This is a genomic window from Cognatundibacterium squillarum (genome assembly GCF_014652435.1).
GTDB lineage: Bacteria > Pseudomonadota > Gammaproteobacteria > Burkholderiales > Burkholderiaceae_D > Undibacterium > Undibacterium squillarum.
In genome coordinates this window covers 157,561-183,691 of sequence record NZ_BMYU01000007.1, presented here as the reverse complement: position 1 = coordinate 183,691, position 26,131 = coordinate 157,561, and the positions used below count along the sequence as shown (strand labels likewise).

Below are 26,131 nucleotides of genomic sequence, written 5' to 3'. Positions count from 1 at the left end.
GAGGTGCTGGGAGGCAGTGTGCGGCGTCGTTGCGCAGCACAGACTGGTGTCTGTGCAAGCGACGCAACAAAGCAATGCGCCCGGCACCTCCGTTCCCACAGGGTTTGCCTCATAGCGCACGCTGGACAGCGTTGGACGCGTTGTGAATAGCACCGCTATTCACTGCCTTGTCCGCCTTGCCAGCCTGCGCTATGAGACAAACGCATCTCGCGGGTATTTATGAAATGAGTTCTAATTATTCTTCCACATCCAGATATGCGTAGCCGCCGTGTGCGCCGAGTGCGCAGTCTGCTGCGACAACGCGAATAGTAATCTGATCGCCTGCATACTGAGCAACCGGTAAATCAACCAATTGCCACGGGATGGAACGCCATTTGTCGTTGCGGTAGGATTTCCAGCCGGAATAAGACGGATCGTTAGAGTAGAAACGTTTTGTGTACAGAACAATCCCTTTCGTTTTATTTTCCACCACAATTTCTACGTATGGTTGCTCTGCCGGGCTGTGGTTCGGATCTTCCAGGACGGCAGACCAGTAGAAACGCACGGTAGGATTTTTTGTTTTCGGTACAACTGCCGTTTGTGTCAGTGTACTGATGTGGAAATTGTTATCTTCATTATTAACACGGGCAGCATATTTTCCGAACAGCGGAACCGGTGAGTCGGTAGCAATCGGGTCATAGCTGATGCCGCTGACCACAATACTCTTATCTGAGGGATTGATTTCCGTCGGATCAGACCAGGTGCGGCGGGTTGAAGTCCATGCGTTAAAGTTACCGGCTTCAAAGCCCATATTCTGGAAGAAAAACTGATTCGCGACCTTGATTTTGAACTGACGGAAAGCGTGGAAGCCGCCAGCCCAGTTCTTTTTATTTTCTGAAACCAGAATCATCACATCGGTACCGGCCAGATTCGGCAGTTTGGTCAGCGTGTAGCGGAAGCGGTTGCTGGCCTGATCCAGATCTGCAGCAGCGACCCAGGTACCGTTGATGTAAATATGGGCGTAACGTTGTGCGTTAGGATTCTGTGCGGCACTCTTGCGAGCTTGCCATTCGAGACAAACGTATCTCGCGGGTTTTGACGAAGTCAGTTCTAAGTGAGGTATTGCAAAATATCGCAGTTAAGAAAAATATTTTCCTTACGGAAAAAATCCAGAAAAACCTGATATTCAACGGAAATGTTTGCAGTGCAATTCAGCGTTACAGTAGCGATGTTAAAAATGTCCGTGCTTATAAAGACTGTTCGTAGTGCAGCTGTACCATGCCATCGTCAAACGCCTGATGGCTTTGCAATTGCCAGTACTGATCTTCGGTCAGTTCACCGAACAGCCGCATTCCCTTGCCCAGCAGAACGGGTGCCAGCGTCAGTGTCATGCGCGAAATCAGGCCATCAGCCAGCAGTGCCCGGATTACTTCGCTGCCTTCGGCAGCAATGTTTTGTATTCCGTTTGTGCTGATTTGTTGCAGCGCATTCGCTGCGTCAGCTTGTATCAGCCGGACTGAAGTAGGCAAATTTGCAGATTCAGCGTCTGGTAATGGCTGCTCCGCATACACAAAACAGTTGCGTGGTAAAGAAAAGCCGCCCGATAGCAGGGAGGTCATATCGCGGACGCTCATCAGCGTCGCATCCACAGAAGTCAGATATTGCTGATAGCCGTAATCGCGGCTGCCGCTGGCGACATTGGCCAGCCAGTCCAGTGAACCGTCTTCACGGGCAAAAAAACCATCAAGGCTGATGGCGGCAAATACGCTGCAGGAAGCTGTCATATTTAGTCAAAGTGCAGAAACAAGGCGTTACTTTAGCATTTCGTTTGCATGGCACACTCTGCTGATTATTCCATTCCGGAGCCATATATGCGGATGACGTTGCGGATGTTTTATTGTGTGCTGCCAGTGGTTTGCCTGACGTTTAGTTCACCGGTGATGGCAGCCCAGTCACTGAAATTATTGCGGGCAGATCGCCAGCAGATACCGGCACAGGCTTATTTGCCGGACGCCGCCTGTAAGGGCGTTGCGGTGATTTCGCACGGTGCGGGCGGATCGGAAAAAGGCTATGCGTATCTGGCCGAGGCGCTGGCCGCACGTGGATGGCTGGCGGTTGTACCTGCGCATCAGGAAAGCGGCACCCGTGTGCTGGGGCGCTCCTTGTTGCGCCATAAGCCGAATGAGGCACTGACGCAGATGGTGACTGATAGCGCAGCTTACCGTAGTCGTCTGGAGGAAATCGGGCTGGCAAAAGACTGGGCACGTCAGCGTTGTGCGCAGGGCGAAGCTGTCTTACTCGGGCACTCTATGGGTGCGGCGACTACCATGATAGAAGCCGGTGCCGAAAATCTGGTTGGTGTGCGTGGCGAGCGCCGGTTTGACCGTTATGTTGCAATGTCGCCACAGGGATCCGGGCTGATTTTTCCGGTACATGCCTGGTCTGCCATACGTCAGCCGGTACTGATGCTGACCGGTACCCGCGACGCGGAACTGGGAGGCCAGTCCTGGCAAAGCCGGACCGAAGCTTTTACAGAAATGCCGCCCGGCTGTAAGTGGCTGGGCGTAATCGATGAGGCGACCCACAGCCATTTCGGCGGACGCGGCCTGAATGCTGCAATGGAGAATCTGATCACGTCCACGGTTTTTGCCTTCCTGGATGGCGGGCAGCGTTGTGTTTTGCCGGCACCACAAGCGGGTTTGCAATTGCAGCAGCGGTAGGAAAAAGTTTGCCATTTTTATATGGTGAGAGTAAGGTGCACAGCAGTTTGTTTTGTCAGTGCTCACTCTCATCATGGCTACCGCTCCTGCCTTCCCGATTCCTGCTGTCTGGCTGCGCCTTCCGGCGTTTGCTGTGGATCTGCTTTTGCTGTATCTGCTCGGATGGTTGCTGAGCCGGATACCGGGCATTCCGCTTGAGCAAATGGGGGCAATGGCACGCGTCGCAGGGTTCGCCGCTGCCTGCCTGTACTTTGCACTGAATGAGGCGCTGAGCACTTGCACACCCGGGCAACGTTTGTTCGGATTGCGCTGTGTTTCAGCAGACGGCAATCCGCTGCGTTTTACGCAGTCTTTGTTGCGTGCGGTGTTATTTGCGCTGCCATGGTTCTGTTCCGGCTTTCAGTTACCGTTGCCCGCCGATGCACTGCCAGCACGGTTATTGCAGGCGCTGACCATCGCGGGTCTGGGTGCCAATCTGTATTTGTGGCTGCTGAACCGTCCGGCGCACCGTGGTTATCATGAAATACTGAGCCGGACTGTGGTGGTGCGCCATACCGCGGATACGCCTTGCACCGTTTTGCCGGCATTCTCCGGTCGTCAGATGAAAGTGCTGGCAGGCTGGCTGTGTCTGTCAGGACTGGCGCCGTTTTTACTGCGCTGGGACAGTTCAGAGTTGCCGGAATCCAGCGTCAGCCGTGCTCAGCAAGTGATGCTGGACTTTGCGCAGGTGCGTTATGCAGGCGTCAGTGAAGGTACCGGTGTGCGTCCTTCACGTCAGACGGACCGTCTGACCCTGAAAGTGATTCTCAAAGAAAACCGGGTGCTCAGCAGTGGTCTGGCGCTGAAACTGGCAAAAGCCGTCGTCGCCCGTGTTCCGGAAATGGCCTACCGTGATCTGGTGGAAGTCGAGCTGATTTACGGTACGGATCTCGGTATTTACAGCCGTTATGACAGAGAGCTGTATTACTTCGACGCACACCTGCTTTTGCAGACTCCTGCACAGTAAATCGCCAACGCCAGCGAAAACAGTGGGCCTCAGCGCGAACGCATGACGAAACGGATCACACCGTCGCTGCCGGTACTGCGCTCCAGTTCGCCGGCAAACCACAGATAATGCAGGTGCGCGAGCGCTTCGCCAATCGCAAAGGTCAGTTGATGGGCATCCAGCGGACGGCGGAACATTACCGGCACGATATCGCAGGCAGATTGCGGCGCGCGGCAGGCCTGACGCACTTCCTCCAGTCGCTCGGCATGATGGTCACGCAATTGCTGAATCCGGGTGTGCAGGCCACGGAATGGCTTGCCGTGGGAGGGCAGAATCAGCACGTCGTCCGGCAGGCTTTCATATTTGCGCAGAGAATCCAGATACTGCGCGACCGGGTTGGCTTCCGGCTCAATCGCAAACACAGAAACATTGGTGGAAATGCGCGGTAGCAGCATGTCACCGGAAATGAGGACATTCCGCTCCGGGCAATACAGCGAAGCATGTTCCGGCGAATGGCCGAATCCGGTAATCACCTGCCAGCGGAAGTTGCCGGTTTGCAGCGGGATGCCTTCCTGTAAGCGGTGGTAGGCCACCGGAACGGTCGGCACCAGACGCGTGTAGTAACTTTTACGTTCCTGAATCCGGTTTTCCATCTCAGGATCGGTCAGGCCGTGACGGCGGAAATGCGGGAACATCGCTGACCCGTCGGCACCCGGTAATCCGGCTGACATCATGCGGGCAAATGCGTATTCTCCGGCAGTCATCCACAGCGGCGCATTCCACAACTGGCACAACCAGTCCGCCAGTCCGACATGATCCGGATGGCAATGGGTGACCAGTACCCGCAGCACCGGACGTCCGCCGAGCAATTCCTGCGCGCTGGCGAACAGCACTTCCCAGGCATCACGGGTGGTATCGCTGGCGATACCGCAATCCACCACAGTCCAGCCACGCTGACGACCATGGGCGGTGTCCAGTTCGTCATCAATCAGCCACAGATTGATGTGGTTAAGGGCAAATGGTAATTCCATGCGTAACCACAGCACGCCCGGTGCCACTTCCAGAGTGCGGCCACGGGCAGGCAGGGTTTCACCAAAAGGGTAGTGCAGTTGCTGTTCCAGCGGGTTCATGCGAATTTCTCAGAGTCAGTGCCGGGAAGGCAAAAATATCGGCAGGCAGTCAGACGATTCGCCTACAATGCCTTGATTCTCAAATTGACGTTTACGTAAACTGAAACCAGAATGTACACCGGTTTCCGGCTTTTTTCATCCTATCGTTAAGTGTTTTACCCCTATGGCGACGTATACCATCACTGAACTGGCACGCGAGTTTGACATTACGCCGCGTGCAATCCGCTTTTACGAAGATCAGGGCTTACTCAGCCCGGCCCGTGAAGGTCCGAACGGCCGTAACCGCGTGTACACCTCGCGTGACCGCACCCATCTGAAACTGACACTGCGCGGTAAACGCCTCGGACTGAGCCTGTCTGACATCAAGGCGCTGATCGAAATGTATCAGTCACCCAAAGATACAGAAGCACAATTGAAAAGCTTTCTGGAGGTACTTGCACGCCATCGTGCGACGCTGGAGCAACAGCGTGAAGATATCGAAATCATGCTGGATGAAATCCAGACACATGAAGAAAAAAGCCGCCATTTATTGCAACAAGTGCATCAGATTGATGCTGCCTGAGAATGGCAAAATGCTATTTTTATGTCGCCACTCAGGTACAGCCATGGCTGAACTTTCCGGCGACGGGGCGGACGTGGTAAATTGACGTTTACGTTAACGTCAATTAGACGTATGATTTTTGTTTTACTGCTGCAAGCACAGCAGACCCGTATCAGCCACTGCTGCGGACAGTGATCCTGCCGCCCGGTGGTCATAACCAGAATCTAACCAGACAGCGAGGAAGACATGCTCCATTTACCCGGTTTAAGCTTTCAGCACGGTGACGACATCGCAGCACTGCGCGAAGCGGTACAACAGTTCGCCGCCGCAGAAATTGCACCGCGCGCCGCAGAAATCGACCGTACCGACCAGTTCCCTATGGATCTGTGGAAAAAAATGGGTGACCTCGGTGTGCTCGGCATGACCGTCAGCGAAGAATACGGCGGTGCGAATATGGGTTATCTGGCGCATATCATCGTCATGGAAGAAATTTCCCGTGCCTCCGCGTCTGTTGGCTTGTCTTACGGCGCACACTCAAATCTGTGCGTGAACCAGATCAAACGTAACGGCACGGAAGAACAAAAACAAAAATATCTGCCGAAACTGATCTCGGGTGATCACATCGGCGCGCTTGCGATGTCTGAGCCGAATGCCGGTTCCGACGTCGTCAGCATGAAACTGCGTGCTGACCTCAAAGGCGATCGCTATGTGCTGAACGGCAGCAAAATGTGGATCACCAACGGCCCGGACGCCGATACGCTGGTGGTGTACGCAAAAACTGATCTGGAAGCCGGCCCGCGCGGCATCACTGCCTTCCTGATCGAAAAAGGATTTAAAGGTTTTTCCGTTGCTCAGAAACTGGACAAACTGGGTATGCGCGGTTCTCACACTGGCGAACTGGTGTTTGAAGACTGCGAAGTACCGGTAGAAAATGTGCTCGGTGGTGTCGGTAAAGGTGTTAACGTGCTGATGTCCGGTCTGGACTTCGAACGTGCTGTGTTGTCCGGCGGTCCGCTGGGCATTATGCAAGCCTGTATGGATGTGACCGTACCGTATATCCACGACCGCAAACAATTCGGTCAGTCCATCGGTGAATTCCAGCTGATGCAGGGCAAGATTGCTGACATGTACTCGACCATGATGGCCAGCAAAGCGTATGTATATGCTGTCGGTCAGGCATGTGACCGTGCAGATAACCCGGATGCAATCCGTGCGCTGCGTAAGGATGCGGCTGGCGCAATTCTGTTCTCTGCAGAAAAAGCGACATGGATGGCGGGTGAAACCATTCAGGCGCTGGGTGGCAATGGTTACATCAACGAATACCCTGCGGGCCGTCTGTGGCGCGATGCCAAACTGTACGAAATCGGTGCCGGTACCAGCGAGATCCGCCGTATGCTGATCGGCCGCGAACTGTTTGCAGAAACCCGCTGATCGTGCAAAACAGGAATAGCTGACGCTGTTCCTGTTCCGGTTTTCCGTGTTTAATCACGAGGTATCTGAGATCATGCCCATGTTGCACCTGACACTGTTATCTGCGTTATCTGCACCGGCAGAACGGTGCAGTTCAGCCAGCGTACAGATGATGGTTAGCAACGGGTCTTCAGCAGGACATGGGTGGCGTCAGACCATGCTGACGCAGTCGTGTCCTTTATCGTGGCAATCACTGTTACCGTAAACGGAGTTCCGTATGTCGCAGCCGCATTTCCCCAAAATGTTGTCGTCACAGATCGCGTTTGATATCGCGCGGACGATACTGGACGGTTTTGATAAACATTACCGGATATTCAGGGAAATCAGTCAGGCGGCGGCAATATTGTTTGGCCGGGGTGAATGGCAGACTTTGCAGCACAACGCGCGTGACCGCATTCAATTCTATGAAAAACGCGTCCGTGAGTGTGTCCAGATTCTGGAAGATGAATATGATCCGGCTGATCTGACGGATCAGGTCTGGCGCGAAGTCAAGCTGCATTATATGGGTTTGCTGACCGATCATCTGCGCCCGGAGCTGGCAGAAACGTTTTTCAATTCGGTTTGCACCAAGTTGCTGAACCGCGCGTATTACCACAACGATTTTATTTTTCTGCGTCCGGCGACTGCGACTGAGTATCTTGAGCAGCAGGATACGCCGCCGACTTACCGTGTGTATTATCCGGCGACCGACGGCTTACTGTTTACCCTGCGCCGCATAGTGACCAATTTCCGTCTTCAGGCAGAGTTTGAAGATCTGGACCGTGATGTCGCGCTGGTGGAGGCACGTTTAAAGGCTTGTTTCGGTCAGGATAAACTGGAGCCGAATCATCAGATTCAGGTACTTGCTAATTTATTTTTCAGAAATAAAGCGGCGTACATCATCGGGAAAGTCATCAACGGTAACCGTGATTACCCATTTGTGATCCCTGTTATGCATCGTCAGAAGGGCAGTCTGGTGCTGGATACCGTGCTGACCGAAGCGATGCAGATCACGATTCTGTTTTCATTTACACGCGCTTACTTCATGGTGGATATGGAAGTGCCGAGTGCGTACGTGCAGTTCATACGCAGCATTTTGCCGCGTAAGCCGCGCAGTGAAATTTATACGATGCTAGGTTTGCAAAAGCATGGCAAAAACCTGTTCTACCGAGATTTTCTGCACCACCTGAAATATTCATCGGATCAGATCGCGGCTGCGCCGGGTATTCGCGGTCTGGTTATGCTGGTATTTGCGCTTCCATCGTTTCCGTATGTTTTCAAGCTGATTAAAGACAGCTTTCCGCCACCGAAAGAAACCACGCGTGAACTGGTGCAGGAAAAATATCAACTGGTGAAAAACCATGATCGCGTTGGCCGTATGGCCGATACGCTGGAATATTCTGATGTTGCATTTCCGCGCTCGCGCTTTTCCGAAGAATTGCTGGCAGAAATTCAGCGCTATGCGCCTTCGCTGCTGGAAGTGACGCGCGATGAAGTTGTGATACGGCATTTATATATAGAACGCCGTATGACACCGCTGAATATCTGGCTGACGGAAGCCGAGCAGCGTGGTGATCTGGCAGCAATGGAGCACGGCGTGCGTGAATATGGCAATGCAATTAAAGATCTGATTGCAGCGAATATTTTCCCCGGCGATATGTTGTACAAAAACTTTGGTGTTACACGCCATGGTCGCGTTGTGTTTTATGACTATGACGAAATTGAATACATCACCGATTGTCAATTCCGCCGCATTCCGGCGCCGCGCAATGAAGAAGATGAAATGGCGGCCGAACCCTGGTATCCGGTCGCCAGAAACGATGTATTTCCGGAGCAGTTCGGCAGCTTCCTGCTTGGCAATCCGCAGGTCAGACGCTGCTTCCTGCAGCACCATGCAGATCTGCTGACGCCGGAATACTGGCAGCAAAAACAAGCGCGTATTCAGCGGGGTAAGGTGGAAGATATTTTCCCTTATCCGCAGGAAATCCGCTTTCATCAGACATAAATAAACCGGGCAGCAATGCTCATTTTTAAGATCCCAATTACAGGAGAACATCATGTCAGACGCTATCGTAATCGTAGGTGCAGCCCGTACCCCGATGGGTGCATTCCAGAGCGATTTTTCTTCCCTGACCGCCAGCCAGCTGGGCGCAGTGGCGATTCGTGCAGCGGTTGAACGTGCCGGTGTAAAGCCGGAACTGGTGGAAGAAGTATTGTTCGGTAACTGCCTGATGGCTGGCCAGGGTCAGGCTCCTGCACGTCAGGCTTTGCTGGCAGCCGGTTTACCGGTTTCCACCGGCGCAGTGACACTGTCGAAAATGTGCGGATCAGCAATGAAAACCACCATGATGGCGTACGACGCGATCATGGCCGGTGGCAATGAAGTGCTGGTTTCCGGTGGTATGGAATCCATGACCAATGCACCTTATCTGATTCCGAAGGCACGCGGCGGCTACCGTATCGGTCACGGCATGATGTATGACCACATGATGCTGGATGGTCTGGAAGACGCGTATGACAAAGGCCGTTCTATGGGTACTTTTGCCGAAGAATGCGCGACCAAATACAGCTTTACACGTGAAGAGCAGGATGCGTTCGCGATTGCATCCGTTAAACGTGCGCAGAACGCACAGAATGAAGGTAAATTTGACTGGGAAATCGCTCCGGTGATCGTTTCCGGTCGCGGTGGCGATACTGTTATCAGCAAAGATGAAGGTCCGCTGAAAGCTAAACTGGACAAAATTCCTGCACTGAAACCGGCGTTCAAAAAAGACGGCACGATCACTGCTGCATCTTCTTCCTCGATCAACGATGGTGCTGCGGCACTGGTATTGATGAAGGAATCTAAAGCACGTGAACTGGGTCTGACACCGCTGGCACGTATTGCTGGTCACGCCAGCCATGCGCAGGAACCGGGCTGGTTCACAACAGCGCCGGTCGGCGCCATGCAAAAACTGTTTGCAAAAACCGGCTGGGATGTGGACAGCGTTGATCTGTTTGAAATCAATGAAGCATTTGCTGCTGTACCGATGGCGGCGATGCGTGAACTGAATATCCCGCATGAGAAAGTCAATGTACACGGCGGTGCTTGTGCGCTTGGTCATCCTATCGGCGCATCCGGCGCCCGTATCATCGTGACTCTGATCGGTGCATTACGTCAGTATGGTAAAAAACGCGGTGTCGCATCGCTGTGTATCGGCGGTGGCGAAGGTACGGCCGTTGCGATCGAACTGATCTGATTATTCAGATACTTGTCTACCGAAACGCTGCGGTCATCAGTGCCGCAGCATTTGTTCAGGAATAGTAAAGATGGCAACCGCTCTCATTATCGGCGCATCGCGTGGCATCGGTGCGGAACTGGCAAAACAATATGTCGCCGACGGCTGGCGCGTACTGGCTACCGCAAGAACCGATGCTGACTTACAAAGCTTGCGTCAGGCTGGCTGCGAAGCATTCAAACTGGATGTGACTTCACTCACGGATTGTGCCGGTGCGGGCTGGCATCTGGATGACGAAAAGCTGGATCTGGCGATTCTGAATGCCGGGATTTACGGCCCGCATACCAGCGGATTGCAGGCACCGGATCAGCAGACATTTGACCGCGTCATGCAGACCAATGTGCTGGCAGCTATGCGTCTCTTACCGATACTGTTGCCAATGACGGATGCAGCGGCCGGAAAGCTGATTGCTGTTTCTTCAGTAATGGCTTCTATCGAAATGCGCGAGAACAGTGCAGGCTGGTTGTATCGTGCCAGTAAAGCTGCCTTAAATTCGGTGTTGCGCGATGTATCGCTGCAGGCCAGGTCCAGTATCTGTACCGCAATTCATCCGGGCTGGCTGAAAACCGATATGGGTGGAGCAGGTGCAGATCTTGAAGTCAGTGAAGGTGTGCAGGCGATTCGCCGCACGATTGCGGCACTGACCCCGGCAGACCATGGTCAGTTTATTGATGCCATTCATCATCAGCCTTTACGCTGGTAATCAGAAATTTTTCTTCAGGAATACGCATGAACCTCAGTGAAGAACATGAAATGATCCGCGATGCGATTCGTGCTTATGTGCAGGAAAACATCGCTCCGAACGCAGCCCGCTGGGACAAAGAACACCATTTTCCCGCGAAAGAACTGAAAGAGCTGGCGCAGCTGGGTGCTTACGGCGTTGCGGTTCCGGAACAGTACGGCGGAGCCGGCATGGACTATCTGTCGTTGTCGCTGGTGATTGAGGAAATCGCTGCTGGTGACGGCGGCACTTCCACGGTAGTTTCTGTGAATAATTGTCCGGTATGCAGTATCGCGATGATGTATGCAAGCGAAACACAGAAACAGCAATGGCTGGTGCCGTTGGCGAAAGGTGACATGCTGGGCGCGTTCTGTCTGACAGAGCCGCATGCAGGCAGTGATGCTGCAGATTTGAAAACCACGGCCAAACGCGAAGGCGATGAGTATGTGCTGAATGGTGTGAAGCAGTTTATCACCAGTGGTAAGCATGCTGATGTTGCGATTGTAATGGCAGTGACCGACAAAGCGGCAGGTAAAAAAGGCATCAGTGCTTTCTGGGTGCCGACCAGTACGCCTGGCTATGTTGTAGCGGGTCTGGAACACAAAATGGGACAGCATTCTTCGGATACAGCACAGATCATTTTTGAGAATTGCCGCATTCCTGCTGAAAATCTGATCGGGCAAGAGGGCATGGGTTACAAAATTGCGCTGTCCGGTCTGGAAGGCGGACGTATCGGGATTGCTTCGCAATCCGTTGGTATGGCGCGTGCTGCGTTCGAGGCAGCACTGAGTTACGCAAAAGACCGTCAGAGTTTCGGAAAACCCATTTTTGAACATCAGGCGATACAGTTCAAACTGGCAGATATGGCGACTCGCATTGAAGCAGCCCGTCAGTTAATCTGGCATGCTGCAAGCATGAAAGATGCCGGTAAGCCTTGCCTGAAAGAAGCGGCGATGGCGAAATTATTTGCCTCTGAAATAGCAGAACGTGTCTGTTCCGAAGCGATTCAGATTCACGGTGGTTATGGCATCGTCAGCGATTTTCCGGTTGAAAGAATTTATCGTGATGTGCGGGTATGTCAGATCTATGAAGGAACATCTGAAATTCAGAAAATTCTGATTTCCCGCGCACTGGCGTAAGTTATCCGTTATCTGCTAGCCCAGCAGGTTTCTGAAGATCCGAAAAGGGGATCATGATGCAAGCAATTGAATTCTGGTTTGACTTCGTTTCACCCTACGCATATATCGCAGCACAGTCGGTTGAGCAACTGGCTGCACGTTACGGGCGTACAGTGAACTGGCAGCCGGTATTACTTGGCGCGGTATTCCGGGAAACCGGATCAGGTCCCCTGACAATGCGGCCACCGGTGATGGCAAATTATTTTCGTCATGACTTTGAAAGGTCAGCACGGTTTGCGGGACTGAGTCTGCGTTTGCCGGATAATTTCCCCGTCAGTACACACAATACTGCACGTGTGTGTTTGTGGCTGAAGCAGCAGGCGCCGCATCTGACGGGTGAATTTGTTCGCAGAGTAACTTCAGCATATTTTAACGGCGATGTACCGGTGAACGATTCCGCTTGGCTGGCTGATGTGGTCAGCGGGCTGGACTTAGATGGTCAGTCTGCAATCGCTGCCTGCGCTGATCCGCAATGGAAAGATGCTTTGCGTGAACAGTGTGAGACAGCCATTGCACGCGGTATCTTTGGTGCGCCGTGGATCATTGTTGACGGTGAGTCGTTCTGGGGAAATGACCGCTTGCCGCAGGTGGAGCGATGGCTTGCTCAGGGAAGCTTCTGAAGTGAAATATTAACGGAGGAGACGTTCGATGAAAAAAGGCTATAAACAACTGGTAGACGAAGCAACGGCAATGATTCGTACCTACAGTGTGGCGGAAGTACTTGCCCGACTCGATGATCCGAATGTGCAGCTGATTGATGTGCGTGATATCCGTGAACTGGAACGCGAAGGCATGGTGCCGGGTGCCTTTCATGCACCGCGTGGCATGATTGAATTCTGGGTCGATCCTGAATCCCCATATTTCAAACCGGTATTCGGTGAGCAGAAAGAATTTATTTTATTTTGTGCTGCCGGATGGCGCAGTGCTCTGACGACCCGGACTTTGCTGGAAATGGGACTGGAGCATGTTGCCCATATCGAAGGCGGATTCGGTGCATGGAAGGCAGCAGGTGCGCCTGTAGTACAGAAAGAAAGAAAACAATCAGTATGAAGCAAAAAGCAGTAAAGCCGGTGAGCAATGCCTGTCCCTGCGGTTCAGGAAAAACACTGGAAACTTGTTGTGCACCTTATATTCGCGGCGAATTGCTCGCTGCGGATGCAGAAACACTGATGCGCTCGCGTTACACGGCGTATACCCAGAATCAGGAAGCGTATCTGCGTGCCAGCTGGGATGAGCGAACCTGTCCGAAAGAGCAGATTACGCATGAGGAACCGACGCAGTGGCTTGGTCTGGAAGTGCGCAAGCATGTACCCGGCGGAGATGAAGCAACGGTGGAATTTGTGGCGCGTTACAAAATTGCAGGCAAGGCTTACCGCTTGCATGAAATCAGCCGCTTTGTGCGGTATGAAGGACGCTGGTATTACGTAGATGGTCGTTTTCCCGCGAAGTAAGCTTGGCAGGCCAACGGGGGCTGACCTTCCCTGGCCTTAGTAACTGACAGGTGATCCTTGTCAGTCAGACTCAGATAAATACACAGAGACAAAATGGCGATTATCGAATCCAAACTGAATGCACGTTCGGAAGATTTCCGGCTCAACGCAGAAGCTATGCAACGCGTGGTGGATGACCTGAAACAGAAAATTGCAAAAATTGCAGAGGGTGGCGGTGCGGAAGCACGTCAGAAACATCTGAACCGTGGCAAGTTATTGCCACGTGACCGTGTGCAGATGCTGCTGGATCCGGGAACACCGTTTCTGGAATTTTCTCAGCTCGCTGCTTACGGTATGTATCAGGAGAAAAATGGTCAGGATGCTGCACCGTCCGCGGGCGTGATTACCGGCATCGGTCGTGTTGCCGGACAGGAATGTGTAATCGTCTGTAATGATGCTACCGTGAAGGGCGGCACTTATTATCCGATGACCGTGAAAAAGCATCTGCGTGCGCAGGAAATTGCAGAGCAGAATAATTTGCCATGTATTTATCTGGTCGACTCCGGTGGTGCAAATCTGCCGAATCAGGATGACGTTTTCCCGGATCGTGATCACTTCGGGCGTATTTTCTACAATCAGGCAAACATGTCTGCCAAGGGGATACCGCAGATCGCAGTGGTAATGGGCTCATGTACCGCCGGCGGGGCTTATGTACCGGCGATGAGTGATGAGTCCATTATCGTCAAAAATCAGGGAACAATTTTTCTCGGTGGCCCGCCACTGGTGAAAGCGGCAACCGGTGAGGTGGTCAGTGCAGAAGATCTGGGTGGTGGTGATGTACATACCCGCTTGTCCGGTGTTGCGGATCATCTGGCGCAGAACGATACGCACGCTTTATCGCTGGCACGCACCATCGTTTCCAATCTGAATCGTCAGAAACCGCAAACGGTTGTCACCCGTCCGGTGGCAGAACCTTTGTATCCGGCTTCTGAACTATACGGGGTGATTCCGGCAGATACCCGCAAGCCGTTCGATGTACGCGAAGTGATTGCCCGTATTGTTGACGGCTCTCAGTTTGATGAATTTAAAGCGCGCTACGGCACGACGCTGGTTTGTGGCTTTGCACATATCCACGGTATGCCAGTCGGCATTATTGCGAACAACGGTATTCTGTTTTCTGAGTCTGCCCTGAAGGGTACGCACTTTATTGAGCTGTGCTGCCAGCGCAAAATTCCATTGGTGTTCCTGCAGAACATCACGGGCTTTATGGTCGGCCGCAAATACGAAAATGAAGGTATCGCACGTAACGGTGCGAAGATGGTGACTGCAGTGGCAACTGCGAATGTGCCGAAGTTTACGGTGATTATCGGCGGTAGTTTCGGCGCGGGTAATTACGGCATGTGCGGCCGCGCATACTCGCCGCGTTTTATGTGGATGTGGCCGAATGCGCGTATTTCCGTGATGGGTGGTGAGCAGGCTGCCAGCGTGCTGGCAACCGTACGTCGCGATGGTATTGAAGCGAAAGGCGGCAGCTGGAGTGCGGAAGAAGAGGCTGCATTTAAACAACCGATTAAGGATCAGTATGAAGCGCAGGGACATCCGTATTATGCGTCTGCACGCTTGTGGGACGATGGCGTGATTGATCCGGCAGATACACGTATGGTTCTGGGTCTCGGCTTGTCCGCCGCACTGAACGCACCGATTCCGGATGCGCGTTTTGGTATCTTCCGTATGTAATACCTGATCAGGAAAGAACATGACATTTGAAACACTGGAATTGCAGCGCGAAGGCTTTCTGGCGACAGTGACACTGAATCGCCCGGATGTCAGAAATGCATTCAATGAAACCACCATCGCCGAACTGACCGAAGTTTTCCGGTCAATCGACAATGACGCATCGGTCAGGGTGGTCGTGCTGGCGGCGAATGGTCCGGCATTTTGTGCCGGTGCGGACCTGAACTGGATGAAAAAGATGGCGGATTACACCTATGAGGAAAATCTTGCCGATGCAGGTCAGCTGGCAGCAATGCTGAGCGCTATTTACCATTGCAGCAAGCCTGTGATTGCCCGCGTACAGGGTGACTGTTACGCCGGTGGTATGGGGCTGCTGGCAGCCTGTGATATTGCTGTTTCGGCCGATACAGCGAATTTCTGTTTATCAGAAGTGAAGCTTGGCCTGATTCCTGCCACGATTTCTCCGTACGTGATCCGTGCGATGGGTGAGCAGGCTGCACGCCGTTACTTTGTGACCGCAGAGCGGTTCAGTGCGCAGCAGGCCAGTGCCTGTGGTCTGATACACGAACTGGTGTCGCCGGAGTTACTGGACGACAAGATTGCTGAACTGGTGCGCCAGATCAGCGCAAACAGTCCGAATGCTGTCAGACAGGCGAAGCGGCTGGTGCAGACGGTAGCCGGTCAGTCGCTGACACAGGAGCTGGTCGCGGAAACGGTCAAAGGAATCGCTGAAATCCGTGCTTCTGACGAGGGGCGTGAGGGCGTGCGTTCCTTTCTGGAAAAACGCAAACCATTCTGGCTCAGCTGAGCGGGAACTTGTTCACTGAGGGCAGATTTCTGCTCTCAGGCATGGAAAATTGCCGTACATCCTGACAGGCGGCAGTAAATGCAGGCAGCGGTCAGGGATGGCCGGAAAACTCGCATACAATACGGGTCTTGATGAAAAAGGCGGTACCGGTGATCTCAGCAGATGTTCACAGTGCCGCCGGAGGCAGGAAGTCACCTTGAATACACAGCAATCCTGGGTAGCCCGCAGTCTGCAGTCGGTCTGGCACCCTTGTACCCAAATGCAGCATCATGAAAGTATGCCGCTGATTCCGCTCAGTCACGGGCGTGGTCCGTGGCTGTACGACATGGATGGCAAGCGTTATTACGATGCGGTCAGCTCGTGGTGGGTCAATCTGTTTGGTCATGCGAATCCGCGCATCGGTAATGCACTGAAGCAGCAACTGGATCAGTTAGAGCATGCCATGCTGGCTGGCTTCACGCATGAACCTGTCATTCAGTTATCCGAACGATTAGCTGCGCTCACAAACCACCGGCTGGGCCATTGTTTTTATGCCTCAGACGGCGCTTCCGCCACAGAGATTGCACTGAAAATGAGTTTTCATTTCTGGCGTAATCACGGCAACACTGAAAAGCAGGAATTTATCTGTCTGAAAGGCAGTTATCACGGAGAAACCGTTGGTGCTCTGGCAGTCACGGATGTCAGTTTATTCCGTGAGGCCTATGGTCCTATGCTGCAGAGAGCACATGTGATCGCCTCGCCGGATGCGCGTCAGGCAGCGGATGGTGAAACCGCGGTGCAGGTTGCCGAACGGGCGCTGAAGGAGGCGGAAGCGCTGATGCAGCAGCGGGAGGGCCGTATCGCCGCAATCATCGTTGAACCATTGATTCAGTGCGCCACCGGTATGGCGATGTACGATGTTGCCTACTTGCAAGGCTTGCGCCGTTTGTGTGACCAGTATCAGATTCATCTGATCGCCGATGAAATTGCCGTGGGTTGCGGACGGACGGGTACATTTTTCGCCTGCGAACAGGCTGGAATCTGGCCTGATTTTATTACCTTGTCCAAAGGCATCAGCGGCGGGTACTTACCGCTGAGTCTGGTGATGACGACGGATACTGTATATCAGGCATTTTACGATCAGGATATACGGCGCGGTTTTCTGCATTCGCATTCGTACACAGGCAATGCACTGGCATGCCGGGCTGCGCTGGCAACACTGGATATTTTTGAAGAAGATCAGGTTTTGCAGAGCAACGTGCAGAAAGCGCTGGAGTTGTCATCCGCGTTTGCACCGTTCGCGGCCATGCCTGAAGTAAAGCATTTACGTCAGCGTGGGATGATTCTCGCGTTTGATGTGCAGACAACAGCAGAGCAGAGCCGTGATTTTTCCAGACGGTTTTTTACGACAGCATTGCAGCATGAATGTCTGATACGGCCAATCGGCAACACGGTGTATCTGATGCCGCCATATGTGATGAACAGTGAAGAAATTCAGTGGCTGGCCAGTACAACAAAACAGGTTTTACAAGAGGTATTAGAATGAAGCGAGAACAGCAGGCCATAACGGCTGCAGTTCCGGAAACAGCAGGCATGCCCCTGCTGCAGGATTTGCAAGCGCAGTTAAAGGAATTGGATGACAAGCACTTGCTGCGTCAGCGTCGCACGGTGGATCAGGTACGTGGTGCGCATTACAAAACCGATGGCCAGAATTTACTCGGTTTTTGCAGTAACGATTATCTGGGTCTCGCAACCCATCCGGCTGTTGTACAAGCCCTGCAGGAAGGTGCCGCAAAATACGGAGCAGGCAGCGGAGCATCACATCTGATCAGTGGTCACAGCCGTGCGCATGCTGCTCTGGAAGAACAACTGGCAGCATGGATGTCACCCTGTATTGATCAGGCGCGGGCACTGTATTTCTGTACGGGTTATATGGCGAACCTTGCAGTTGTAACTGCACTGAGTGGTAAAGATGCGGCGGTATTTTCTGAAGAGCTGAATCACGCATCGATCATTGATGCAGTGCGTTTGTCGCGCGCAGAAGCCCATATTTTCCGTCATGGTGACCTGACGCAGCTGGAACAGCAATTACAGGCATGTACTCTTCGTAAAAAGTTAGTGGTAACTGACAGTGTGTTCAGCATGGATGGCAATATTGCTGATATTCCTGCCCTGCTGCGTTTGTGCGAGCAATATGATGCATGGTTGCTTGTTGATGATGCCCACGGATTCGGCGTGCTCGGTGAGCACGGGCGCGGTGTGCTGGAACATTTTTCTTTGCGCTCGCCAAATCTGATTTACATGGGGACCTTAGGCAAGGCTGCAGGTGTCGGCGGTGCATTCGTCACCGCACATGAGACCGTAATTGAATGGCTGATTCAGAAAGCCAGACCATATATCTACACTACGGCTGCAGCACCTGCACTGGCCCATGCACTGCAAACCAGTATTGCGCTGATCAGCGGAGATGAAGGAAAGCAGCGGCGTCAGCATTTACGCCAGCTGATCCGTATGTTCAGCAATGGTTTGAATCTGCGTGACTGGAATTTGCTGCCGTCACAGACAGCTATTCAGCCGGTTGTGATCGGTGATAATGCAGCAATGCTGCAAGCTGCTGAAAATTTGCGGAAACAAGGTTACTGGGTTGGGGCAATTCGCCCGCCAACGGTACCTGCCGGCACAGCTCGTTTGCGCGTAACGCTGACTGCTGCGCATCAGGTGTCTGATGTGCATATGCTGGTACAGGCCATGAACCGTATGAATCAGATGGCATATATTGCTCAATGCTTTGCGGAGGTGGCATAAGCATGCGCTGCAATGATTATTTTATTACCGGCACTGATACCGAAATCGGTAAAACCTTTGTCACCAGCGCTTTGCTGCAGGCGTTCAGTCAGCAGGGAATGTCCAGTCTGGGGCTGAAACCGATTGCATCCGGTGCAGAATTGCGCGACGGAATCTGGCACAACGAGGATGTGGACAGCCTGATGCAGGCTTCCAGCGTGAAACGCAGCCAGCAGGAAGTTTGCCCTTATCTGATGCAAACGCCGGCTGCGCCACATATTGTTGCTGCCCGTGAGAATGTCCGGCTTGATCCGCAAGTGATTGTGCAGGCGTATCAGCAGGCAACAATGCATGCAGATGCGGTGATGGTGGAAGGTGTTGGTGGTTTCAATGTGCCGCTGCTTGATGATCTGAGTACAGCCGATCTGGCGCAGCAGTTAGATCTGCCAGTGATTCTGGTGGTCGGGCTGCGTCTGGGTTGTATTAATCATGCATTACTGACTGCGGAAGCCATTGCTGCACGCGGATTGCGTCTGGCGGGCTGGGTTGCCAATACGGTCGATCCGGCCATGCTGTTTCAGCCGGAAAATATTCAAGCATTACAGAAGCGGATAAACGCGCCCATGCTGGGACATATACCGCGTCTGCATGATGCGGTTCCGCAGGTATGGAGTAAAGCCGCCGCCTGTCTGGATCTGAACTTACTGAAGTAAAGGAATTACTATGCAAGCTGAAAATCAACAAACTCTGCACTTTCAGGCTCCGGTACGCCAGATAGAAGCGGAAACCTGGCCGGTCGATGAAGTACTGGCATTGTTCGAGTTGCCATTTACCGACCTGATGCACAAAGCACAGACAACGCATCGTGCGAATTTCCCTGATGGCGATGTGGAGCTGGCAACCTTGCTGTCGATTAAAACCGGCGGCTGTGAAGAAGATTGTGGTTACTGTCCGCAGGCAGCGCGCTATGACACCGGTGTCGAGGCGAAAAAAATTCTGGACGTCCGCGAGGTGCTGGATGCAGCAAAAGCTGCGCGTGAAAACGGTGCAACCCGTTTCTGCATGGGCGCTGCGTGGCGTTCGCCAAAAGACCGCGACATGGAAAAAGTTGAAACCATGGTGCGCGAAGTCAAAGCGCTGGGTCTGGAAACCTGCGCTACGCTGGGTATGCTGAAAGAAGAACAGGCACAGCGTCTGGCGGCAGCCGGTCTGGATTATTACAACCACAATCTGGATACCGCGCCGGAGTTTTACGACAAAGTCATTTCCACCCGTGAATATCAGGATCGTCTGGATACACTCGGTCATGTCCGCAGTGCCGGTTTGAAAGTCTGCTGTGGCGGTATCGTCGGTATGGGAGAAAGCCGCCGTCAGCGCGCAGGTCTGATTTCTCAGCTGGCGAATCTGAATCCGTATCCGGAGTCAGTACCGGTTAATCATCTGGTACAGGTCGAAGGCACGCCATTGCACGGTTTACCGCCGCTGGACCCGCTGGAATTTGTCCGTACGATTGCAGTTGCACGTATCACGATGCCGAAAGCACGTGTTCGTTTGTCTGCAGGCCGTCGTGAGCTCGGTGAAGCGGTACAGGCAATGTGCTTCCTGGCAGGCGCGAATTCCATTTTCTACGGCGATAAATTGCTGACAACGGATAACCCGGAAGCGGAAGATGACCGCGTTCTGCTGGATAAACTGGGTCTGAAAACCCGCAGCAAAGTAGAAAGCAAAGCAGGCAGCTGTAGCTGACGCTGATATCCGCACGCAGAGATCGTGTCCTGACAACCGGGTTGCCGCCGCCACAAGCATGTGCAGCCCTGTTGTGACAGGCAAGAGATAAAGCATTTCTAACCAGATAACGATAAAGAAAGCGAGAGACATGTTTACCAAAATCCTGATCGCCAATCGCGGCGAAATTGCCTGCCGTGTAGCCGCCACTGCGCGCCGTATGGGTATCCGTACGGTTGCTGTGTATTCAGAAGCAGATGCCGGTGCGAAGCACGTTGCTGTTTGTGATGAAGCAGTGCTGATTGGCCCTGCTGCAGCGAAAGAAAGCTATCTGCGTGCAGAAAAGCTGATCGAAGTAGCACTGGCTACCGGCGCGCAGGCAATTCATCCGGGTTATGGTTTCCTGTCTGAAAACGCTGAATTTGCCAAAGCCTGTGCTGACAAGGGTCTGGTATTTATCGGCCCGCCTGCCAGCGCAATTGATGCGATGGGCAGTAAGTCTGCCGCGAAAGCATTGATGGAAAAAGCGAATGTGCCACTGGTTCCCGGTTATCACGGTGACCAGCAGGATACGGCATTCCTGAATGCGCAGGCTGATGCAATCGGTTATCCGGTATTACTGAAAGCCAGTGCAGGCGGCGGCGGTAAAGGTATGCGCGTTGTTGAAAAATCTGCAGATTTTGCGGATGCGTTGGCATCCTGTAAACGCGAAGCGATTAATTCCTTCGGTGACGATAAAGTACTGGTGGAAAAATATCTGCAACGCCCGCGCCATATTGAGATTCAGGTATTCGCAGATACCCATGGCAATTGCGTGTATCTGTTTGAGCGCGATTGCTCGGTACAGCGCCGCCATCAGAAAGTGATTGAAGAAGCACCTGCACCAGGTATGACGGCGGAGCGTCGTCAGGCGATGGGTGAGGCTGCGGTGGCTGCTGCAGGTGCCGTTGGCTATGTCGGCGCGGGAACGGTGGAATTTATTGCCAATCAGGATGGCAGTTTTTATTTCATGGAAATGAATACCCGTCTGCAGGTGGAGCATCCGGTGACCGAAATGATTACCGGCACAGATCTGGTGGAATGGCAGTTGCGCGTTGCTGCTGGTGAGAAACTGCCGGCGCAGCAGACAGACTTGCAAATCAATGGCCACGCGATTGAAGCGCGTATTTACGCAGAGAATCCGGAGAAAGGCTTCCTGCCGTCCATCGGCAAACTGCGTTATCTGCGTACTCCGCAGTCCGTGGAATTCAGTCTGGGTCACGGTACCGAGCCTGCCGCTTTCCGGATTGACAGCGGTGTGCGTGAAGGCGACACGATTTCGCCATTCTATGATCCGATGATCGCCAAAATGATCGTCTGGGGTAAAGACCGTACTGAAGCACTGGCACGTATGCGTCAGGCGCTGGCGCAATACCGTATTGTCGGTCTGCATACCAATATCGCTTTCCTGTCGCGTCTGATGCACTCAGACCCGTTTTCACACGCTGATCTGGATACCGGTCTGATCGAACGTCACCATGACAGTCTGTTCCCTGCGGTTGTACCGCCATCCGCATCAGTGCTGGCGCTGGCAGTCGCAGGATTGCTGCTGAGCGAACAGCAGGCAGGCAGCGATCCGTGGCAAAGCAGCCATGGCTGGCGTATGAATTTACCGCTGATCCGTGAGCTGCGCTTCAGCGAAGAAGAACAGCAGATTGCGCTCAGCCTGCAATACAGTGCCGGTTCATATCAATTGCAGATTGCCGGTGTCAGTCACACGATGCAAATTCGTCAGTCTGCAGGCAATCAGATTCAGCTGAGTCTGGATGAACTCACCCTGAGTGGTGAAGTCATCTGGGATGGTGAAAAAGTGCATGTTTTCGCAGCGGGACAGCACACTGAGCTGCATTATCATGATCCGCTCGCGCATGCTGGCGATGCCGAAGCTGAAGGTGGTCGTCTGACTGCACCTATGCCGGGCAAAATTGTCGCTGTGATGACTGAAAAAGGCCGTGCCGTCAAAAAAGGCGAAGCACTGCTGATTATGGAGGCCATGAAAATGGAGCACACGATCTCTGCGCCACACGACGGTGAAATCGCCGAGATTCTCTACGCCGTTGGTGATCAGGTCAGTGAGGGCGCGCAACTGCTGGCATTTGCACAGTCAAATTAAATCAGGAAAACCGGTTGTGCAGGCAGCCGGTGAAGAAAGGAAACAAAGCATGACCTTGTTATCAGTGAATATTAATAAAGTGGCGCTGATCCGTAATTCGCGCGGACGCAACTATCCGGATGTGGCGGCATTTGCTGCGCGTTGTCTGGATCTGGGCGCAGCAGGGATCACGCTGCATCCGCGTCCTGATCAGCGTCATGCACGTTACAGCGATGTTGAAACGCTGGGCGCTTTATGTCAGGCACGCGGTGCGGAACTAAATGTAGAAGGTTATCCCACCCGTGAATTTATGGATGTGGTGATCGCAGCCCGTCCGGCACAATGTACGCTGGTACCAGATGAACCCGGTCAGCTGACTTCCGATCATGGCTGGGATTTGCGTCGTCACGAAAAACAATTGCGAGAAGTGATTGCAGAACTCAGCGCACACGGTATCCGCAGCAGCCTGTTTGTTGATTACGATAATGCGGATATCCCGTTTGCGCGTGAACTCGGAGCAGACCGTGTTGAACTGTATACCGAACCATACGCAGAAACCTATGGTCAGCCTGAAAATGCGGCCATCTGGCAGGGCTTTGCGGACGCTGCAAAGCTGGCACAGGATGCCGGGCTGGGTGTGAATGCAGGTCACGATCTGAATCTGGAAAATCTCGGACGTTTCCTGCAGATTCCGGGCATTCTGGAAGTTTCCATCGGTCATGCAATTGTGGTCGAATGTCTGGAAATGGGCGTGCAGCAAGTGATGCAGGCCTATCAGAATATTATCCATCAAACAGCCTGACGCAGATCGGGTGCAGATACGGAGAACGGTATGACAAGCAAACTGCCTGAGTATGTCAAAGTTGTCGAAGTCGGGCCGCGCGATGGCTTGCAGAATGAAAAAGAAGCAATTCCCGCCGAAGTCAAAATTGAGCTGGTGAACCGGTTGAGTAGCGCCGGATTTGCCAACATTGAAGCCGCATCTTTTGTATCGCCGAAATGGGTACCGCAGATGGCAACGTCGGCAGAAGTGATGGCCGGGATTACGCGCCGCGAAGGCACGATTTATTCTGCGCTGACACCGAATATGAAGGGCTTTGAAGCCGCACTGGCTGCCGGTGCTGCCGAAGTGGTGATTTTCAGTTCTGCATCTGAAGCGTTTGCACAAAAGAATATTAATTGTTCGATCGAGGAGTCGATCGCGCGTTTTCAGGATGTGGCCGCTGCTGCCAAAGCAAATGGCATTCGTTTGCGCGGCAGTATCAGTTGTTCTTTCGGTTGTCCGTATCAGGGCGCGGTAGAACCAGCTGCGGTGGCAGATGTGGTGCGTCGTATGCGCGATCTTGGCTGCGATGAAATTGATATTGCCGACACCATCGGTACCGGTACTGCACGTCATGTTCAGCAAGTGATGCAGACGGTGGCGTCCGAATTTCCGCTGACGCAAATCGCCGGTCATTTCCATGACACTTACGGACAGGCACTGGCGAATATTTACGCCAGTCTGGAAACCGGTGTCGCGATCTTCCATTCCAGCGTTGCAGGTCTGGGTGGCTGTCCATATGCGAAAGGGGCGACCGGTAACGTGGCAACGGAAGATGTGCTGTATCTGCTGCACGGGCTGGGCATACGCACTGGCATCGATCTGGATCAGGTGGTGGATGCCGGGCAATTTATTTCTGCGCATCTTGGCCGTCCTGCTGCCAGCCGCGCAGGCAATGCACTGGCCGCGAAGCGTCGTACTGCCTGATCGATTGCTTGCTAGTCACCGCTCCATTTGCGGATTTGACGGATGATCCAGTCCGGATCATCCAGCGGAAGATCATGTCCGGCATCCGGATGCACAGCGCAGCTGGCTTTCCAGTGCTGCGCCAGACTCAGGCTGCAGCCGGGATCAACCAGCCGGTCTTTTGCGCCTGCGAGTATCAGTAAAGGGACTGCCGGTGTTTGTCGCGGTGCATGAAAGCGAATAGCCGCACCCAGCTGACGCAGTGCGTTTTTACGGGTCACCGGATATTCCTGTGCGTAGCTGCTGAAGCGATCCAGTACAGCGGGATTTTGCTGATGATGCTGACTGGTCAGGCTCAGCAACAAACGTTCTCTTTGCGCCGGCTGACGTTGCCAAAGCTGAGCCAGCAAGGCGGGATAATTTTCAGGCTTCAGCCGCCGGTAAAACGGATGATAACCAGCGAGGCTGGTATTAATCAGTACCAGTCTGCGCACTTCGTGCGGATAACGGCTGATCCAGTCGGTGGCCACCATGCCACCCAGCGAGATCGCAATCACACTGACCGGTTGCTGATCGGCATTTTCGCGTTTCAGTTCTTCTCTGAGAAAGTCTGTCATGGCGCTGATGCGGGTCGGACTGGTTTCCTGCCAGCGGCTGCCATTGCCCGGGAAATCCGGTGTCAGTATTCTTTCCTCCGTATAGGCGGCAGCCAGTCTTGCGGGAAAATCTTCCCAGTGCCTTTGTTCACGCATCAGTCCGCGCAATAAAACCCAGGTCATCGCCTTAGCTCCGTTCAGGGGTTGAACCAGCGGCGTACCGCCTGTTCCTGCATACGCAGCCGTCGCGGGCCGCTGACTTGCCAGCTCTGATAACCGCAAGTAGCACGCATCAGAAAATCCAGCCATGAAGTATGACGCCTTAATACACGGTGCAGCCGGTGTTCCGCCACCGGATTAAACATGCCCAGCCTCGAAAATAACTGGCGCGGATTTTTTTTGACCCACAGCCACGAGCCCATTTCCAGCGTCAGTGGCAGAAAACAATGCTGCGGCTGTTGCAGCGCTTCCAGATATAAATAATCCCAGATATCGCCGTGCGTGCGGTATTGCAGGCTTTGCGGCTCAAACAGATAGCGATGGCTGGGGTGGGTCTGTTCAAATAATTCTTCCAGCGCGATGACTTCCGCCAGATGCGGAATCGGATCCGCCGTATGTGCCAGCGGAAACCAGACACGGTCGCGCAGCCCGAAGCCGGAGTGGCAATCGACCGCCAGACTGAACGGACGTCCCATTAGTTCCTGCCGTACAGTTTCTGCCAGCACCAGATTTTCCGCTTCCATCTCCTGACCGGCGGGACCGCGATACCACGGCAACAGATTACTGACACGATGCCCGCCCAGCAGCAACGGTACTTTTTCCCGCGCTTCGACAGGCGAATTTCGCATCAGATCAACGCCGTTCGGATTGGCACGTGTCCCCAGCCACATACCACCCGGATTGATCAGCGGAATAAACACGATACGGATATGTTCCAGCATGTGCTGCAGACTCACATCCCAGCGCAAACGCGATAAAGTGCCGCGCAGAAATGCCAGTAATACTTGCGTACCGATGCGTTCCAGCCCGTGTATGCCGCCAAAAAAGCCAATTGCAGGCAGTGAAGGATCAGGATTGCCGAGCGCAATCTTGTACACCGGAAAGCGTTTATGTCTGGTTACTACATGACAAAGAACACTGATATCAGCATGGTGTCCTGACTGATGCAGGATGGTTTCCAGTTCGCGTAATTCGGGCAGTGATGGCATAAGCGAAGGGAGTAACAAAGAAATCA

The 26,131-nt window shown here is 53.3% G+C and carries 25 protein-coding genes; 20 read left to right on the top strand and 5 right to left on the bottom strand.

Annotated elements, in window-relative coordinates; genetic code table 11:
- Positions 1-235: 235 nt before the first annotated feature.
- Together IE092_RS14285 and IE092_RS14280 are read right to left on the bottom strand one after the other, a co-directional pair.
- Positions 236-889, bottom strand: coding sequence for a hypothetical protein (locus IE092_RS14285; protein WP_189357870.1), 654 nt, complete (start codon positions 887-889; stop codon positions 236-238).
- A gap of 337 nt (positions 890-1,226) precedes the next feature.
- Positions 1,227-1,763, bottom strand: coding sequence for a dihydrofolate reductase family protein (locus tag IE092_RS14280; RefSeq protein ID WP_189357869.1), 537 nt, complete (start codon positions 1,761-1,763; stop codon positions 1,227-1,229).
- An 87-nt stretch (positions 1,764-1,850) separates the two neighbouring features.
- Here IE092_RS14280 and IE092_RS14275 point away from each other — a divergent pair, with 87 nt between their 5' ends.
- Positions 1,851-2,699 carry an alpha/beta hydrolase gene (locus IE092_RS14275; protein WP_189357868.1) on the top strand — a complete coding sequence of 283 codons (849 nt, stop codon included), beginning with the start codon at positions 1,851-1,853 and terminating at the stop codon, positions 2,697-2,699.
- 73 nt (positions 2,700-2,772) lie between these two features.
- Positions 2,773-3,705 carry an RDD family protein gene (locus tag IE092_RS14270; protein WP_189357867.1) on the top strand — a complete coding sequence of 311 codons (933 nt, stop codon included), beginning with the start codon at positions 2,773-2,775 and terminating at the stop codon, positions 3,703-3,705.
- A 29-nt stretch (positions 3,706-3,734) separates the two neighbouring features.
- On the opposite strand, the gene IE092_RS14265 is transcribed toward IE092_RS14270, so the two are convergent.
- Complete coding sequence (locus tag IE092_RS14265) at positions 3,735-4,814, bottom strand: MBL fold metallo-hydrolase (RefSeq protein ID WP_189357866.1); 1,080 nt, start codon at positions 4,812-4,814, stop codon at positions 3,735-3,737.
- Positions 4,815-4,977: 163 nt separating this feature from the next.
- Here IE092_RS14265 and IE092_RS14260 point away from each other — a divergent pair, with 163 nt between their 5' ends.
- From IE092_RS14260 to IE092_RS14175, 18 genes are all read left to right on the top strand, one after another.
- Complete coding sequence (locus IE092_RS14260) at positions 4,978-5,376, top strand: MerR family transcriptional regulator (RefSeq protein ID WP_189357865.1); 399 nt, start codon at positions 4,978-4,980, stop codon at positions 5,374-5,376.
- Between the two features lie 225 nt (positions 5,377-5,601).
- Positions 5,602-6,786, top strand: a complete 1,185-nt coding sequence (locus IE092_RS14255) for an isovaleryl-CoA dehydrogenase (RefSeq protein ID WP_189357864.1) — start codon at positions 5,602-5,604, stop codon at positions 6,784-6,786.
- Between the two features lie 256 nt (positions 6,787-7,042).
- Positions 7,043-8,809, top strand: coding sequence for a bifunctional isocitrate dehydrogenase kinase/phosphatase (gene aceK / locus IE092_RS14250; protein ID WP_189357863.1), 1,767 nt, complete (start codon positions 7,043-7,045; stop codon positions 8,807-8,809).
- A gap of 52 nt (positions 8,810-8,861) precedes the next feature.
- Positions 8,862-10,043 (top strand): acetyl-CoA C-acetyltransferase, encoded by a 1,182-nt coding sequence (locus tag IE092_RS14245; protein WP_189357862.1) that lies wholly within the window; start codon positions 8,862-8,864, stop codon positions 10,041-10,043.
- Between the two features lie 70 nt (positions 10,044-10,113).
- Positions 10,114-10,785 (top strand): SDR family oxidoreductase, encoded by a 672-nt coding sequence (locus tag IE092_RS14240; RefSeq protein WP_189357861.1) that lies wholly within the window; start codon positions 10,114-10,116, stop codon positions 10,783-10,785.
- A gap of 26 nt (positions 10,786-10,811) precedes the next feature.
- A complete protein-coding gene (locus IE092_RS14235; RefSeq protein ID WP_189357860.1) occupies positions 10,812-11,942 on the top strand; it encodes an acyl-CoA dehydrogenase in 1,131 nt (376 codons plus the stop codon).
- A 53-nt stretch (positions 11,943-11,995) separates the two neighbouring features.
- Positions 11,996-12,601, top strand: coding sequence for a 2-hydroxychromene-2-carboxylate isomerase (locus IE092_RS14230; RefSeq protein WP_189357859.1), 606 nt, complete (start codon positions 11,996-11,998; stop codon positions 12,599-12,601).
- Between the two features lie 28 nt (positions 12,602-12,629).
- Entirely contained in the window at positions 12,630-13,031 is a 402-nt protein-coding gene (locus tag IE092_RS14225) for a rhodanese-like domain-containing protein (RefSeq protein WP_189357858.1), read from the top strand.
- Positions 13,028-13,432 (top strand): YchJ family protein, encoded by a 405-nt coding sequence (locus IE092_RS14220; protein ID WP_189357857.1) that lies wholly within the window; start codon positions 13,028-13,030, stop codon positions 13,430-13,432. The genes IE092_RS14225 and IE092_RS14220 overlap by 4 nt, the downstream gene beginning before the upstream one ends.
- A gap of 93 nt (positions 13,433-13,525) precedes the next feature.
- On the top strand, positions 13,526-15,148 hold the full coding sequence (locus IE092_RS14215) for a carboxyl transferase domain-containing protein (RefSeq protein ID WP_189357856.1): 1,623 nt from the start codon (positions 13,526-13,528) through the stop codon (positions 15,146-15,148).
- A gap of 19 nt (positions 15,149-15,167) precedes the next feature.
- Complete coding sequence (locus tag IE092_RS14210; protein WP_189357855.1) at positions 15,168-15,953, top strand: enoyl-CoA hydratase/isomerase family protein; 786 nt, start codon at positions 15,168-15,170, stop codon at positions 15,951-15,953.
- A gap of 196 nt (positions 15,954-16,149) precedes the next feature.
- Positions 16,150-17,478 carry an adenosylmethionine--8-amino-7-oxononanoate transaminase gene (gene bioA, locus IE092_RS14205; RefSeq protein ID WP_229793191.1) on the top strand — a complete coding sequence of 443 codons (1,329 nt, stop codon included), beginning with the start codon at positions 16,150-16,152 and terminating at the stop codon, positions 17,476-17,478.
- 47 nt (positions 17,479-17,525) lie between these two features.
- Positions 17,526-18,737, top strand: a complete 1,212-nt coding sequence (bioF, locus tag IE092_RS14200; protein ID WP_189357853.1) for an 8-amino-7-oxononanoate synthase — start codon at positions 17,526-17,528, stop codon at positions 18,735-18,737.
- Between the two features lie 2 nt (positions 18,738-18,739).
- Positions 18,740-19,429 carry a dethiobiotin synthase gene (gene bioD / locus IE092_RS14195; protein WP_189357852.1) on the top strand — a complete coding sequence of 230 codons (690 nt, stop codon included), beginning with the start codon at positions 18,740-18,742 and terminating at the stop codon, positions 19,427-19,429.
- 10 nt (positions 19,430-19,439) lie between these two features.
- Positions 19,440-20,462 carry a biotin synthase BioB gene (bioB, locus tag IE092_RS14190; protein ID WP_189357851.1) on the top strand — a complete coding sequence of 341 codons (1,023 nt, stop codon included), beginning with the start codon at positions 19,440-19,442 and terminating at the stop codon, positions 20,460-20,462.
- Positions 20,463-20,592: 130 nt separating this feature from the next.
- Positions 20,593-22,593, top strand: coding sequence for an acetyl/propionyl/methylcrotonyl-CoA carboxylase subunit alpha (locus IE092_RS14185; RefSeq protein WP_189357850.1), 2,001 nt, complete (start codon positions 20,593-20,595; stop codon positions 22,591-22,593).
- Between the two features lie 49 nt (positions 22,594-22,642).
- On the top strand, positions 22,643-23,374 hold the full coding sequence (locus tag IE092_RS14180; RefSeq protein ID WP_189357849.1) for a pyridoxine 5'-phosphate synthase: 732 nt from the start codon (positions 22,643-22,645) through the stop codon (positions 23,372-23,374).
- A 30-nt stretch (positions 23,375-23,404) separates the two neighbouring features.
- Positions 23,405-24,322, top strand: a complete 918-nt coding sequence (locus IE092_RS14175) for a hydroxymethylglutaryl-CoA lyase (RefSeq protein WP_189357848.1) — start codon at positions 23,405-23,407, stop codon at positions 24,320-24,322.
- An 11-nt stretch (positions 24,323-24,333) separates the two neighbouring features.
- Here IE092_RS14175 and IE092_RS14170 read toward each other — a convergent pair whose 3' ends face one another.
- Together IE092_RS14170 and IE092_RS14165 are read right to left on the bottom strand one after the other, a co-directional pair.
- Positions 24,334-25,080: an alpha/beta fold hydrolase gene (locus IE092_RS14170; RefSeq protein WP_189357847.1), complete on the bottom strand. Its 747-nt coding sequence runs from the start codon at positions 25,078-25,080 to the stop codon at positions 24,334-24,336.
- Between the two features lie 14 nt (positions 25,081-25,094).
- On the bottom strand, positions 25,095-26,105 hold the full coding sequence (locus IE092_RS14165; protein WP_189357846.1) for a M14 family zinc carboxypeptidase: 1,011 nt from the start codon (positions 26,103-26,105) through the stop codon (positions 25,095-25,097).
- Between the last annotated feature and the right edge of the window lie 26 nt (positions 26,106-26,131).